The organism is Sphingobium sp., from assembly GCF_041987595.1.
Lineage (GTDB): Bacteria > Pseudomonadota > Alphaproteobacteria > Sphingomonadales > Sphingomonadaceae > Sphingobium.
The window spans coordinates 1-14,230 of sequence record NZ_JBHIWJ010000100.1 but is presented as its reverse complement, the minus strand read 5'-3'; the positions used below and the strand labels follow the sequence as shown (position 1 = coordinate 14,230).

General features: G+C 62.7%; 14 protein-coding genes. 6 read left to right on the top strand and 8 right to left on the bottom strand.

What is annotated here, in order from left to right; genetic code table 11:
• Nucleotides 1-218 (top strand): nitronate monooxygenase (locus ACFC3J_RS18655; RefSeq protein ID WP_375197575.1); only part of this gene is annotated, 218 nt, incomplete at its 5' end.
• A gap of 38 nt (nt 219-256) precedes the next feature.
• Here ACFC3J_RS18655 and ACFC3J_RS18650 read toward each other — a convergent pair.
• The 7 genes from ACFC3J_RS18650 to ACFC3J_RS18620 form a co-directional block, all read right to left on the bottom strand.
• A complete protein-coding gene (locus ACFC3J_RS18650) occupies nt 257-988 on the bottom strand; it encodes a TetR/AcrR family transcriptional regulator (RefSeq protein WP_375197574.1) in 732 nt (243 codons plus the stop codon).
• 94 nt (nt 989-1,082) lie between these two features.
• Complete coding sequence (locus ACFC3J_RS18645) at nt 1,083-1,373, bottom strand: 4a-hydroxytetrahydrobiopterin dehydratase (protein WP_375197573.1); 291 nt, start codon at nt 1,371-1,373, stop codon at nt 1,083-1,085.
• 17 nt (nt 1,374-1,390) lie between these two features.
• Nucleotides 1,391-1,987, bottom strand: a complete 597-nt coding sequence (folE, locus tag ACFC3J_RS18640; RefSeq protein WP_375197572.1) for a GTP cyclohydrolase I FolE — start codon at nt 1,985-1,987, stop codon at nt 1,391-1,393.
• Between the two features lie 29 nt (nt 1,988-2,016).
• A complete protein-coding gene (locus ACFC3J_RS18635; protein WP_375197571.1) occupies nt 2,017-3,009 on the bottom strand; it encodes an HpcH/HpaI aldolase/citrate lyase family protein in 993 nt (330 codons plus the stop codon).
• A gap of 38 nt (nt 3,010-3,047) precedes the next feature.
• The gene (locus ACFC3J_RS18630) at nt 3,048-4,103 is read right to left on the bottom strand and encodes a MaoC family dehydratase (RefSeq protein ID WP_375197570.1); all 1,056 of its coding nucleotides are present in this window, start codon (nt 4,101-4,103) and stop codon (nt 3,048-3,050) included.
• A gap of 6 nt (nt 4,104-4,109) precedes the next feature.
• On the bottom strand, nt 4,110-5,273 hold the full coding sequence (locus ACFC3J_RS18625) for a CoA transferase (RefSeq protein ID WP_375197569.1): 1,164 nt from the start codon (nt 5,271-5,273) through the stop codon (nt 4,110-4,112).
• 13 nt (nt 5,274-5,286) lie between these two features.
• Complete coding sequence (locus tag ACFC3J_RS18620; RefSeq protein WP_375197568.1) at nt 5,287-6,516, bottom strand: amidohydrolase family protein; 1,230 nt, start codon at nt 6,514-6,516, stop codon at nt 5,287-5,289.
• A gap of 344 nt (nt 6,517-6,860) precedes the next feature.
• Between ACFC3J_RS18620 and ACFC3J_RS18615 the strand changes: the two genes are divergently transcribed.
• The 5 genes from ACFC3J_RS18615 to ACFC3J_RS18595 are packed head-to-tail and all read left to right on the top strand — an operon-like array spanning nt 6,861 to nt 13,772.
• Nucleotides 6,861-8,495, top strand: a complete 1,635-nt coding sequence (locus tag ACFC3J_RS18615) for an acyl-CoA dehydrogenase family protein (RefSeq protein WP_375197567.1) — start codon at nt 6,861-6,863, stop codon at nt 8,493-8,495.
• 29 nt (nt 8,496-8,524) lie between these two features.
• Entirely contained in the window at nt 8,525-10,606 is a 2,082-nt protein-coding gene (locus tag ACFC3J_RS18610; protein ID WP_375197566.1) for a 3-hydroxyacyl-CoA dehydrogenase NAD-binding domain-containing protein, read from the top strand.
• A gap of 2 nt (nt 10,607-10,608) precedes the next feature.
• Nucleotides 10,609-11,805: an acetyl-CoA C-acetyltransferase gene (locus ACFC3J_RS18605; RefSeq protein WP_375197576.1), complete on the top strand. Its 1,197-nt coding sequence runs from the start codon at nt 10,609-10,611 to the stop codon at nt 11,803-11,805.
• A gap of 31 nt (nt 11,806-11,836) precedes the next feature.
• On the top strand, nt 11,837-12,511 hold the full coding sequence (locus tag ACFC3J_RS18600) for an SDR family oxidoreductase (RefSeq protein WP_375197565.1): 675 nt from the start codon (nt 11,837-11,839) through the stop codon (nt 12,509-12,511).
• Between the two features lie 31 nt (nt 12,512-12,542).
• Complete coding sequence (locus tag ACFC3J_RS18595) at nt 12,543-13,772, top strand: serine hydrolase domain-containing protein (protein ID WP_375197564.1); 1,230 nt, start codon at nt 12,543-12,545, stop codon at nt 13,770-13,772.
• Nucleotides 13,773-13,791: 19 nt separating this feature from the next.
• Here the strand turns inward: ACFC3J_RS18595 and ACFC3J_RS18590 are convergent.
• Nucleotides 13,792-14,230 (bottom strand): SDR family oxidoreductase (locus tag ACFC3J_RS18590; protein WP_375197563.1); only part of this gene is annotated, 439 nt, incomplete at its 5' end.

Sequence of the window (14,230 nt, the reverse complement as noted above, 5' to 3'; positions counted from 1 at the left end):
AGAAGTCGGGCGCGCAGTTCGAGGATATAAAAGCGCTGGTTGCCGGCGCGCGCGGGCGTGCTGCGCTCGAAAGCGGCGAGGTTGATGGCGGGCTGCTCTGGGCAGGACAGGCGATCGGCCTGATCGATGATGTGCCCAGTTGCGCCGAACTCATCGAACGGATTGTCGCCGAATGCCGGGTAGTCATTGCTCGCGGCAGGAGACTTGCTGGAGAATAGAGCCAGGCGAAAACCGCTCCAACGGCTGATGAAGTACCTCAGTCGTGAAGCTTGCCCTTCAACTCCTGCACCCGCGCAATGACTTCGTCCAACATGGTGAAGCGGTTGCCCCCATGGGCTTGCGGCAGGAGCGATGCGACGACGAACGCCGCGGATTCGCGGGCCAGATCGTGCGGGGAAATCGGGCCGGTCGGTTTGTACCAGCGGATATAGGAGGTGAGGACGCCCAAGATCGTGAAGCTGGAAATGCGCAGATCTATTTGGGCATCGAATATGCCCGCCGAGACGCCCCGGCTGATGATGGACCGCAGATAAGCCTGATAGGCGTCGCGTTCAGCGGAAATCTGTTCCCGCTTGTCGGGCGCGAGATATTTGGCGTCCTGAATGATAACGATGCCGCGGTCGATACGATCATGTACCGCGTTCAACAGGATGTGCCCGTAGCAGAAGGCCGCAAGCTGTTCCGCCGGGCTGGACGCGAAATGATCGCACAGGCGGATGTTTTCGCCCAGGCCCTCGCTGCCCATCTTGATCACTTCGTAGAGAAGATCTTCCTTCGAACTGATGTAATGATAGAGACTGCCCTTCAGAACACCTACGGCATCGGCAATATCCTTAAGGCTCGTGCCGTTGAAGCCACGGTCCGCAAATAATTCGCCTGCGATCAAGACGATATCTTCGAAGCGGCGCTCTCCATTGCCGGTTTTCGGCGCGCGCCCCTTTCTCTCTGGCGGGCGGGCGGCGTTGCGCCCGGTAGTGTCATTTTTCATCGTCCTGCGATGGTCTCCAATGTCTTGCCTCTGTCCTGCTACACGAGACTGCCTCAACGCGCCAGCGTCAGGCGGGATCATCGCCGCGTTTCAATCAGCAAGCCTCATCCATCAACCGGGCAAGGGCTACGTCCAGCGTCGTGACCGTCCCGGCGTCATGCGTCGTCAGCTCGACCTCGACCCGGTTGTAGACATTGCGCCATTCCGGGTGGTGATCCAGCTTTTCCGCCTGCACGCCGACGCGGATCATGAAAGCCAGCGCGCAGCCGAAATCGGGAAACAGGAAGGTTCGGCTGATCGCCCTGCCTTCGCGCGCGACTGTCCATTCGGGCAGTTGACCGATCGCCGTGGCGGCATCGACGGGCTGGAAGCGCGTCATGCTCATCTCGTTTTCGATCATCGTTACAGGCCGATCAGTGCCATGATTTCACGCCGCGCTTTCTCATCGTCGCGGAACACGCCCATCATGCGGCTGGTGGTCATCTGGACGCCGGGAGTCTGGACGCCCCGTGCCGTCATGCAGGCATGGCTGGCCTGGATCACCACAGCGACGCCCAGAGGCTTGAGATGTTCCCAGATGCAGTCGGCAATCTCTGCCGTCAGCCGTTCCTGGACCTGGAGCCGTTTGGCAAAGCCATGCAGCACGCGCGCCAGTTTCGAAATGCCCACCACGCGGTTGCGCGGCAAATAGGCGATATGCGCATGCCCGATGATCGGTGCGAGATGATGTTCGCAATGCGACTGGAAGGGAATGTCGCGCAGCAGCACGATCTCATCATAGCCGCCCACCTCGTCGAAGGTTCGCGACAGATGCCGGGACGGGTCTTCATGATAGCCGCGGAAATATTCGCGCCATGCCTTTGCCACACGGGTTGGCGTGTCGACCAACCCCTCGCGCTGCGGATCATCGCCTGCCCAACCGATCAGGGTGCGGACCGCGTCCTGCACCGCGCTGGGGATGGCATCGTCATTCATCGGCAAAGTGGTTTGCATGTTCATTCTGATGTTCCTCGCCGGGCCGTGCCCTGTCAGTTGAAAAAGGCGGCTTCCGCAGAGGCTGGAATGGCTGCGCCGGTGAGCTTCGCGCGCTGAAGGGCGCTCCAGAAATAGCGATAGGTCGCACGGTCATGCAGTTCGCCCCGATACTGGATCGGACCCCAGTCGGCCTGCTGGGCAGCGGTCAGGATGGCCGCGGCGTCAGCGATTTCGGAATGGTCGGGCCGCATCGCCTCGACAATGGGCAGGATCTGCGCGGGGTAGATGCTCCACATGCGCTGGAAGCCGAAGTCGTCGCGGGCGCGTTTTGCATCGGCGTGGATGAGGTCCACATCCTTGAGATCCAGGCAGACATTGTGCGCAGGCACCAGGCCCGCGCCCAGCGCTGCAGCCGTCACCTCGGCCTTTGCGCGGGCAAGCAGGCGATGTTCGAACTGGCCCGGCGACCGCATGGCCGATGCCGGAATGGCGCCATTATGCGCGCTGACGAAATCCATGAGACCGAAGTCGAGAACCTGCATCCAGGGCAGCGCCGCAATATGCTTCACGTCCGCCAGCGCGCCATGCGTTTCGATGAGGGCGTGGATCGGGATGATCCGATCGATCCCCCGGCTGGCGCAACCTTGCCGGATATAGTCGATGACTCCGGCAAGCTGGGCCGCGGAGGTCGACTTCGGCACCGTAATATAGGCGACCTGTGCGCCCGCACCGGACAGGATGATATCGACATCCTGGCGCCAATGGTCGTGCGACGGGTCATGGATGCGGATGCCTGCCTGCTGATAACGGTTCTGAGGAGAAGCGATCATGGCGGCGACCATTTTCGCATGCTCGGTCTCCGTGCCGGTCGCCGCTCCATCCTCGCAGTCGCAGGTGATGTCGAAGATCGGGCCAAGCTGTTCCTGCAGCTGAAATGCCTTGCCGATGAGCTTCTCGCTGCCGGCGAAATGTTCGCAGCTGGCGATGGTGGGGAATGGCTTTTCGCCGTTGAACAGGGCCTGATCAGGATGAACGGGATTGGACATGAAGACTGCCTTTTTGATCATGAGAAAGGAATGGGCTGTCACGCTGTTCGACGTGGCATCAACACGGTGTGGTCAAGATCGAGAACGACATGCGGATGGCTGCGCAATGTTTCGGTCGATCCATCCCATTGGAAATCCGACGGCGGAAGATCGCGCAGGCCGATCAGCCGCAGCTGCAACAGGGCGGCGTCGGTGCGGCCCGGCAGAGGCTGGGTGTCGATGACCTGCGTCACGCCGTACAGCGTGTCGCCCGCAAAAGTTGGCGCGACATGAGTGCCGCCATTGATGGCAAGGATGGCGAGGGCATTTTCCAGTCCGTCGCAAGCCAGCGCGCGGCATACCGACATCACATGACCGCCATAGACCAGCCTGCGTCCATGGCGGGTTCCCCGCATCATCAGCCCGTCGAAATGGACCCGCGCATCATTCTGGTAAAGCCGGGTGGCTGACATATGGTCGGATTCCTCCACCGTCATGCCGAATGCATGATCGATGCGCTGGCCCGCCGCATAATCCTCCCAACATGCGCGTGATCCCGTGGCGCGGCTTAATATGTCATGCCGGACCGTTGCAGTGGGGATAGTCAGCCGGTCGACTGTAACGATCGCCGGGAGATCAGGCCTGACGTCGGCTTCGGCGCCCTTGCCTGCCATTCTCTTGCGCACGAGAACCCAGCGCGCCCACGTCAGGACAGGCTGACCATGCTGGTTGACCGCCTCCGACCGGACATAGACGATGCCGCTGTCGCCGCTGCTCGTTTCCCGCAAGCCGATGACGCAGGAACGGGCGGCGATCGTGTCACCGCCATAGACGGGCGCGAGGAAACGCACATCGGCATAGCCCAGATTGGCGACGGCATTGAGGGAAATGTCCGCCACCGTTTTGCCAAAGGCGAGGTTGAAGACCAGCAGATCGTCAAGCGGCCGTGCGGGATGCCCCAGACTCGCAGCGAGCGGCATCGAGGACATTAGCGGATTTCGAGTTCCGGTCAGGGCGACATAAAGTGACGCATCGGCATCCGTAACCGTCCGGGGAAGGGGATGTTCAAACCGTTGCCCGATATGAAAATCTTCGAAGAAATTGCCGCGTGGCATGCATCGTTACTCCGGTGTGGCGGCGGATTGCGTCGCGCGATGGAACGAACCATGCTCACCAAGGCGCGGGGCACGCCGGGCGGGCCGGGGTGCCGGGTCGATCGTGAAGGGACTGGTCACCATCGACACGATGCCGTCGCCATCAATGATCGGATTAAGCATGTTGTTTTCATGCAATTGCGGGTCGGACAGCACCTCTTCGGGAGAGGCAATCTTCTGCCACAGGACGCCCGCCTGATCGAAAAGGAGCTGCCAGCGGGCCAGCGGCTCGGACGCAAACAAGCGGTCAAGCAGCGGGATCAACTCAGCACGATGCTGGCGGATGAGCCGGGCAGTCGCGAAGCGCGGATCGTCTGCAAGATCGCTCCTGTCGATCGCCTTGCACAGCCGCACGAAGCCCCGCCGTGAATCGATTTCCGTCAGGAAGAACCAGCGGCCATCGGCGGCGCGATAGCTGTTGACCATCGGCGTCCGGCAATCGGCTCGTGGCTGTTGCGCGCCCATGCCCCCATGCACCGCCTGTACCGCCAGGTCGCCACCCATGACATAGGCGCCGGTCTGCAGCAGGGAAGTTTCGACCAGTCGCCCTTTGCCCGTCCATTCCCGGCGGAGGAGCGCAGAAACTATGCCGGCATAGGCAGCAAGTGCCATGGTCATGTCGCCATAACCGCCGGTCGGCACTGGCGGCGTCGCGCCCGGAACCAGCATCTGGTGCATAAGGCCGCTGCGCGCCCAGAAACCGCCCACGTCGAACGCACCGGTATCGCGATCCGGGCCGCGCAGACCCGTGCCCGTGATCGAGGCGTAGATCAGCCGGGGAAAGCGCGCCGTCACCTTGTCGGGGGCCAGTTCCAGACGCTCGAGCGAGCCGGGCCGGAGGTTGGTGATGAAAACATCCGCTTCAGCGAGCAAAATATCCAATGCACCACGCCCGGACCGCGTCGCCAGATCGAGCACAACGCTATCCTTGCCGCGATTGAGGAGGGAGAAGGTAGGACTTGTCTTGTCGCTGCCCATCGCGCCCAGAAAATCGCGCCCCGGATCACCCGTTGCCGGCTCAATCTTGATCACCTGCGCTGACAGGTCTGCCAGCAGGGCCGCAGCTCCCGGTGCGGCGAGCCAGCTGCCCAGCTCGACGACCTTGAGCCGCGGTATTCCTTCGCCATCCATCAACGGTGATCCTTCAGGCCGCCACCGCCGGAGCAGGCGTAACCAGACCGAGCGCGCGCCCGGTATTGTCGCGCATGATGAGGCGCAGTTCCTCATCGGTCAGTTCAGGCAGATGATCGACAAGGTCCGAAGGCAGGTGCACGCCTTCGGGATGGGGCCAGTCGGACCCGCCCAGGACGCAGGTTGCGCCCAGCGCCTTCACCAAACCGTCAATATCATCCTCAGGGAAGGGCGAGACCTTGATGTGCCGCTTGAACACTTCGCGCGGGCGTTCGCCGATATTGCCGAAGGCCCAGTCCTCCTTGCCCGACATGCGCGCGGCGCGATCCATCTTGCGGATCATCGGCAGCACCCATTCCGAACCATATTCGAGCACGAAAACCTGGATATTCGGGAAGCGGCCGAACAGATTGTGGGTGATGAGCGCCATCAGCGTGTCGCCGATCGCCCGGTCGCCAAAGCAGGTCGCCCGCATGAACGGCGTCCAGCGATGCAGTGGCCGTGTGTGGCTTTCACCCCAAAGAGCGCCATAATATTCGGCTTCCCCGGTATTGGCGAGGTGATAGCAGACGGTGACGCCCGCTTCGTTCACGCGGGACCAGAAGGGGTCGAAGCGCGGATCGGCGGGCGACAGGTTGCCGCGCACGGGGCCGGCGCGCAGGTGAATGAGCCGCGCGCCGCGCTCCAGAACGCGGTCGAGTTCATGGCATGCCCATTCGGGATTTTCGAGCGCCAGACAGGGTGCAGCGAACAGACGGCCGTCCGCGCCGAAACCCCAGTCCTCCTCCAGCCACATATTATAGGACGTCAGATTGGCGCCGAGCGCTTCCGGGTCGCTCGACAGCAGCCATTCGGCGCCGATCTCCAGCGAAGGCAGCATGATCGCCGCTTCGATATTGTCCTCGTCCAGATATTTGAGACGGGTATTGCGGTTGCGGGATTCGGGCAGATCGTCGGCGGTGATCATCCCCTGCGCAAACCAGCCTTTGCTGCCATGGCCGCCTGATTTGTAATATTCCAGCATAGCGCCCGGCTGACCCGTCGAATGGGTCGGCGCGGCACCATAATAGGTCACCTTACGATCACCGAACATGACACGGCCGGTGGCCTCGCCTTCGCGCCGGACGACCTGGATCGCGCGGCCCTCGTCAATCCATTTGCGGGGCAGATGGCGTGTGAAGCAGTCGTCTGTTTCATAAAAATGCTGATCGGCGTCGATCATCTTGAAGGGAAGCTTGCTCATCACTCTCTGGCCTTCTCAACCTTAAATACCAAACGATTGGTAGAATATATGGATTCTCCTTCCCTCGCAAGAGGCTCGTGGAGGTGCATCGGAAATTCTCGCTGATTGTGACATATATATATAATAATAAATGATATTTATCTTATATGCATCGCGATATGTCGCTGCTGTGAGCGTTTTCGACAGATCGTCCCGAAAGAATGTTTGTCATCAACCAAACGATTGGTTTACAAATCTATCCGGCTTGGTTATGCGCTTGAGCGAGACTGGCATCGGAGAGAGAGATGACGGCGACATTATCCGTCGAATCCAGGCCATCGGCCGATTTGAAAACCCAATTCCTGTTGATCGATCGGTTCGGTGACCTGCTCGACAGTGTCGTCCAGGCCCTGGCAGATCGTTGCTCGATAGAAGGGCGGCTGGATGCGGGCGCGCTGGATCGGGAACAGTCGGCTTGCTACGAGCTGGCCTTTGCCAGTGCCGAGCTATTGGCGGCGCGGGAATTTTGTGCGGCGGAGGCAGACGGCGCAAATGGGCTCGATGCCGGACTGGCGGCTGTCTATGTCGCTGATGTTCTGCTCGGCACCCTTGACCGGCTGGAACGTATCGCACGTCATCTGGGCGTGGCGCTGGACCTTGTCGCTGATCTTCGTCAGGCGGTGATCTGGCATGAGGCGCTCGGGCAGGGCGGCTTCTCCGCGCAGGAGATGTTCGGTGCGATGATCTGTGCCGGGGACGCCTTTGGCGAGGTGTCTATGTCGTCCGACGCAAGCATGAGCTTTGACAGTTTTGCCCGCTTTAGCACTGATGTCGTCCGCCCAGTGGCCGAAGATATCCATCGCCGTGACTTGGTAGTGCCGGAAGAGTTGCTGGGGCCGATGCGTGAGATGGGGATATTCGGGCTTGGCGTCTCCGCGCGGTTTGGCGGCACGGCGCCGGATGATGGCGAAGACAATCAGGTCATGATCGCCATTACAGAGGCATTGTCGGAAGCCTCGCTGGGAGCGGCGGGCAGCCTTATCACGCGGGCGGAAATTCTGGCGCGGGCGATGGCGGCGGGGGGAACGGAGGCGCAAAAGGCGCGCTTCCTGCCCGGCATAGCTACGGGCGCGCCGCTGTGCGCGATTTCCATCACGGAGCCGGATTATGGCTCCGATGTCGCGAGCCTGTCGCTCCGGGCCACACGGACAGATGGCGGGTGGCTGCTGACCGGCGCCAAAACCTGGTGTACCTTTGCCGGGAAGGCGGGGCTGCTGATGGTCGTCGCTCGTACCGGGGAAAAGGCGGACGGGCACAAGGGGCTCAGCATCATGCTGGTCGAGAAGCCATCCTTCGACGGGCATGATTTCTGTCATGAACAGCCCGGTGGCGGCCGTCTGACCGGCCGGGCGATCGCGACCATCGGCTATCGCGGCATGCACAGTTTCGATCTGGCGTTCGAGAATGTCTTCGTGCCCGACGATCATCTGCTCGGCGGAGAAGCGGGACTGGGCAAGGGCTTTTACTACACGATGGCGGGCATGACCGGCGGCCGCATGCAGACGGCCGCGCGGGCCTGTGGCGTCATGCGCGCCGCGATCGGCGCGGCCCGCAGCTATGCCGGGGAGCGGCGGGTCTTTGGCCAGGCGCTCGCCGACTATCCGCTGACCCAGGCCAAGGTCGCACGCATGGCCGCCCGCTTCGCCGCCTGCCGCCATCTGACCTATGCGGTCGGGAAGTGGCTGGATGAAGGTCGCGGGCAGATGGAGGCGAGCCTCGTCAAGTTGCTGGCGTGCCGTTCTGCCGAACTGATCACGCGTGAGGCGCAACAGATCCATGGTGGCATGGGCTATGCCGAGGAAATGGCCGTCAGCCGCTATTTCGTTGATGCCCGCGTGCTGTCCATCTTTGAAGGGGCCGAAGAAACGCTGGCGCTCAAGGTGATCGCCAAGGGGCTGCTGGAGCGTGCGCTCGGCCAGGGACAGGCCCGCCCATCCTGAACGCCCAACCATTTGCGATGTGAGTTGATATGACTGTCGAAGCCATCACGGATTATGCGATCGAAGACGGCATTGCCGTCATCACTACGGACTATCCGCCCGTCAACGCCCTGTCCCATGCCGTGCTGGACGGTATCGCCTCCGGGTTGGAGCGCGCCTATGCCGATCCGGAAGTGCGGGCTATCGTCATCGCCTGCGCCGGACGGACTTTCCATGCGGGCGCGGACATCACAGCGATAGGCAAACCACGCGCCTGGCCGGAACTGCGTGATGTTCAGGCTATTGTCGAACGCGCGCCCAAGCCTGTGGTCGCCGCCGTTCATGGCACGACGTTGGGCGGCGGGCTTGAACTGGCGCTGGTCGCCGATGCGCGGGTGGCGGCGGAAACGACCCGCATCGGACTGCCGGAAGTGAAGCTGGGCATCGTTCCCGGTGCCGGTGGGACGCAACGTCTGACCCGCGTTGCCGGCCCCGAACTGGCGCTCGACCTGATTACCAGCGGGCGGCAGATCGGGGCGGCCGAAGCGTTGCAGGCGCGTGTCGTCGATCGGGTCGTGCCCGATAGAGAGCTTCGACCGTGCGCGATTGCCTTGGCTCGGGAACTGGCCGAAAAAGACTTGCCGACCCCGGCGTTTCTGATGGCCAGCCCGCCCGCCGCGCTTGAAGAAGCGCGCGCGCTGTTCGATCGCTTTCGTAAGGCCAATGCCCGGAAATATCGCGGTTTCAGGGCGCCCGAATATGCAGTCCGCTGCGTCGAGGCGGCCATGACCCTGTCCTTCGAGGAAGGGCTGAAGGCCGAACGTGCGCTGTATGAGGAACTGCGGGATGGCGATCAGGCTCCCGCGCAGCGGCATTTCTTCTTTGCCGAGCGTCAGGCCGCGAAGCTGCCGCCGGATCTGGCGGGATCTGGGACAAGGTCAGTCGAGACGGTTGCCGTCATTGGCGCGGGAACCATGGGCGGTGGCATCGCCATGAATTTCCTGAGCGCTGGTATCCCGGTGACACTGGTCGAGCGGAACGGCGAAGCACTAGATCGCGGCGTCGCCATGATCCGCCGCAACTATGAACGAGGCCTCGCCAGCGGCCGGGTGACCCAGCGGGACATCGACGCCGCCATGGAACGGCTGCACGCCACCACGCAGATCGGGGATATCGGGTCCTGCGACCTGATCGTCGAAGCGGTATACGAAAATCTGGCGGTAAAGCGCGAGGTGTTTCAGGCCTTGGACCGCATCGCGCGGGCCGATGCGATATTGGCGACCAACACATCCTATCTCGATCTGGATGAGATTGCGGGCTTCACCGAGCGGCCGGGCAGCGTGATCGGCATGCATTTCTTCTCGCCTGCCAATATCATGCGATTGCTGGAGATCGTGCGCGGTGCGGCGACCTTGCCGGATGTGCTGGCAACGGTGGTCGGCCTTGCGCGGCGGATCGGCAAGGTCGGCGTGGTCGTCGGCAATTGTTTCGGATTTGTCGGGAATCGTATGTTGGCGCAGCGGCAGAAGGAAGCCGAAAAGCTGCTGCTGGAGGGCGCGATGCCTTGGGACGTTGATCGCGTCCTGTATGATTTCGGCTTTCCCATGGGACCGTTCCAGATGCGCGATCTGGCGGGCAATGATGTGGGCTGGACTCGTGAGACGAGCAGTTCGTCCACCGTTCGCGAGATACTGAATGAACGTGGGCGGTTCGGGCAAAAGGCGGGCAAGGGCTATTATGATTATGAAGCGGCAGGAAAGCCTGTGCCATCCGAAGAGGTGACGGGCATCATACTGGAGCTTGCCCGGCGCAAGGGGATCGAGCGGCGCGCCATCAGCGATCGCGAGATTTTTGAGCGGTGCCTTTATCCCATGGTCAATGAAGGCGCCCGGATATTGGAAGAGGGCAAGGCGCTGCGCGCGTCTGACATCGATGTCGTCTGGGTGACGGGCTATGGCTGGCCAGCCTATCGCGGCGGGCCGCTCTATTGGGCGGGACAGGAAGGCATTGGCCGGATCGTCGAGCGGCTGCGCGCCCTCGCGCCCAGCCTTGGCGATGATTTTGTCCTGTCGCCGATGCTGGAACGGCTCGCGGCGGAGGGGCGCGATTTTCAGGGCGAGGGGAGGGCATGACGATGCGGCGTGCTGCCATAGTCAATCCGGTCCGGACGCCGGTCGGGAAATATCTGGGGGCGCTGGCCGATATTCCGGCGGGAGAACTGGCGGCGATCGTGCTGCGCGCGCTGGTGCAGCGGACGGGCATCGATCCCGAGCGGGTCGATGACGTCGTTTTCGCGCAGGGCTATGGCAATGGCGAGGCGCCTGCGGTGGGCCGATGGGCGGCGCTGGCGGCGGGCTTTCCGGTGTCCGTTCCGGGCTATCAACTGGACCGGCGTTGCGGGTCCGGATTGCAGGCGGTGATCGACGCCGCGATGATGGTGCAGACCGGAGCGGCCGACGTCGTCATCGCGGGCGGCGTCGAGAGCATGAGCCAGGTCGAGCATTATACGACGCAGATGCGGCGCGGCGTGCGCGGTGGATCCGCCGAGCTATACGACCGGCTTTCGCGCGGGCGTATCATGTCGCAGCCGATCGCCCGCTTCGGCATCATCACCGGCATGATCGAGACGGCGGAGAATGTCGCGCGCGATTACGGCATCACGCGGGAGGAATGTGATGCCTATGCGGCGATGAGCCATCAGCGTGCAGCCGCCGCCTGGGCCGAAGGCAAGTTCGATGAGGAACTGGTTCCCGTCGCCGTGCCGCAACGCAGGGGAGAACCGGTGCTGTTTGACCGTGACGAGGGCGTCCGCGCGGATGCCACGGCTGAAACGCTGGCACAACTGCGTTCTATCGAGAAGAACGGCGTCGTGACGGCAGGCAATGCGAGCCAGCAGAATGACGCGGCTGCGGCTTGTCTTGTCGTGGCGGAGGACAAGCTGGAGGAACTGGGGCTGGAGCCGATGGCCTGGCTGCACAGCTGGGCGGCGGCGGGATGCGAGCCTTCACGCATGGGCATCGGTCCTGTTCCCGCTGTGGAACGCCTGTTCCGCCGGACAGGGCTCGGCTGGGACGATATTGGCCTCGTCGAACTGAACGAGGCGTTCGCGCCGCAGGTGCTGGGCGTGCTCAAGGGGTGGGGCTGGGATGATCGCGATCGGTTGAACGTCAATGGTTCGGGTATCTCGCTCGGCCATCCGATCGGTGCGACCGGCGGGAGGATATTGGCCAATTTGCTGCGCGAGATGCGGCGACGCGATGTACGCTATGGTCTTGAAACAATGTGTATCGGTGGCGGGCAGGGTCTGGCGGCGATCTTCGAGCGCGCCTAGCGTCCTGGCTTTGCAAAAAGGAGAGGCTGTCTTGGGGGTTGTAGTCGTTACAGGAGCGTTTGGAGCGCTGGGTCGCAGCGTCGTGGCATTGCTGGCGGAGCGGGGGCATGTCATCGCTGCTGTCGACCTTGGTCCGGCGCCCGTAAACTACCCCTATGGCTTGGCGCTGGGCGGGGTCGACCTGACTGACGCCGACGCCGTTGCCGGGGCCTTTGCGCGGATCGCCGGGCAGCACGGAAAGATCGATGGGCTGGTCAATATTGCGGGCGGCTTCATGTGGTGCATGGTGGCGGATACCGCGCCGGAAGACTGGGACCGAATGTACCGGATGAACCTGCTTTCCGCAGCGCTATGCTGTCGTCAGGTCATCGGGCATCTGGCGGACAAGGGCAGCGCCATCGTCAATATCGGTGCTGCGGCGGCCCGTGCTCCGACGGCAGGCATGGCACCCTATGCGGCGTCCAAGGCTGCGGTTATGGCGCTGACCGAAAGCCTTGCTAATGAGCTCAGGCCCCGGACGCGGGTCAATGCAATCCTGCCCACGATCATCGACACGCCGGCGAACCGCGCCGACATGCCCGACGCCGATAGCAGTGAATGGGTCCAGCCGTTCGATCTGGCCAAAGTGGTTGCATTGCTGCTCTCACCGGAAGCTGCCGCGATCACTGGTGAGGGTATCAAGGTGTCGCTGGGCGCCCAGTCATGAGAATTGAACATCGAAAGGATGGGAGAAGCGAATGGACCGGATAAGCACAGCGGCAATGGACGAGGCGATTGCTCGGGCATTGAAGCTCGGGGAGGTCGGCCTTCAGGTTGCCGTTTATCACCGCGGCCGTCTGCTGATCGATACATGGGCAGGTGCGGCTGATCCTGCCGATCGAACGCCGGTCACGCGCGAAACGCTCTTTCCCATTTTCTCGGTCACCAAGTCCTTCACGGCAGTTGCCTGTCACATACAGGCTGATCGCGGCCTGATCGACTATGACGCACCCATTGCACGCTATTGGCCCGAATTCGGCGTGAACGGGAAGGACGGGATCACCGTTCGCCATGTCCTGTCCCATCGGTCGGGCGTGCCGCAGATGCCGCCCGGTGTCACTGTGGAAACGATGTGTGACTGGGACTGGATGATCCGCAATATCGAGAAGATGGAACCGCTATTCCCTGCGGATTCCCAAAGTTCCTATCAGGCGTTCATATTCGGCTGGTACATCGGCGAGATCGTGCGGCGGACCGATCCGGCGAAGAGACCGATCAATCATTTCATCGCCGAGGAAATCTGCGCGCCGCTGGGGATCGCGAACTTCCATCTTGGCCTCGATCCCGCGCTGGAACCGCGCGTTGCGACTTTGACCAACGTCGCTCATGGCGGCCAGGTGCCGACGGGTGACGCCGGAACGGTCTCCCTGACCACGGCAGTTGCGCCCAGCCATGCCCGAGCGGGCGAGGATGTCGCGCCTTATCTGAGCCTGGCTGTGCCGCCGGCAGTGGCAACCGGGCCAGCCAACTTCAACCGTCCCGATGTGCATGCTGCGGTGCTGCCCGGCGCCGGGGGCATGGCAGACGCCCGTTCCGTGGCCCGGCTCTATGCGATGCTGGCCTGCGGCGGGGAACTGGATGGCGTGCGCATCCTGTCCGAAAACACGGTTAAGGGGCTGACCCAGTTGCGCAAAGATCCGTTCCAGTCGGATCGGGTCGTCGGCCGGGTTGCCATTCTGGGGCAGGGCGGTTTCTGGCTTGGCAGCGATCATCCCGGTGTCGAGGCGGCAGTCGGAACCGCACCATCGATCCTGTGTCATCCGGGAGCGGGCGGATCGATCGGCTGGGGCGATACGGCAACCGGCCTAGCGGTTGCCATCTGCCATAACCGGATGTTCAGTCGCATCGACGATCCCTCGCAGCAACCGTGGATCGCCATTGGTGATGTCGCGCGCGATCTGGCGGCAGAACAGGACGCACTGGCCTGATGGACCGAACGGACCGCCTTTATTGGGCGGTCCGTCCCCCATCCACCGCCAGCGATGTGCCGTGAATGTTCGAGGCCGCGTTGGAGCAGAGAAAAAGGATGGACCCCGCAACCTCGTCTGCGGTGCCATCGCGGCCGGTAGCGGGATGATAGGCGCGAGCGCGCGCCGCCCATTCCTCGTCGCTGTAGCGGGACCGCTGGTGCGCGCGTATGGGGCTGTCGATCGCGCCGGGACAGACTGCGTTGATGCGCACGCCCTTCAATCCATATTCCAACGCCGCCGCCTTGGTCATGCCCAGCACGGCATGTTTGGTCGCCGCATAGATGCTGACGCCCGCCTGTCCCACCAGGCCGGCGGAGGACGACATGTTGACCACGCAGCCGCCGCCGCTGCGTTCGATGGCAGGGATCGCATATTTCATGCCTAGCCATGTCCCTTTCAGGTTGATGGCGATCAGG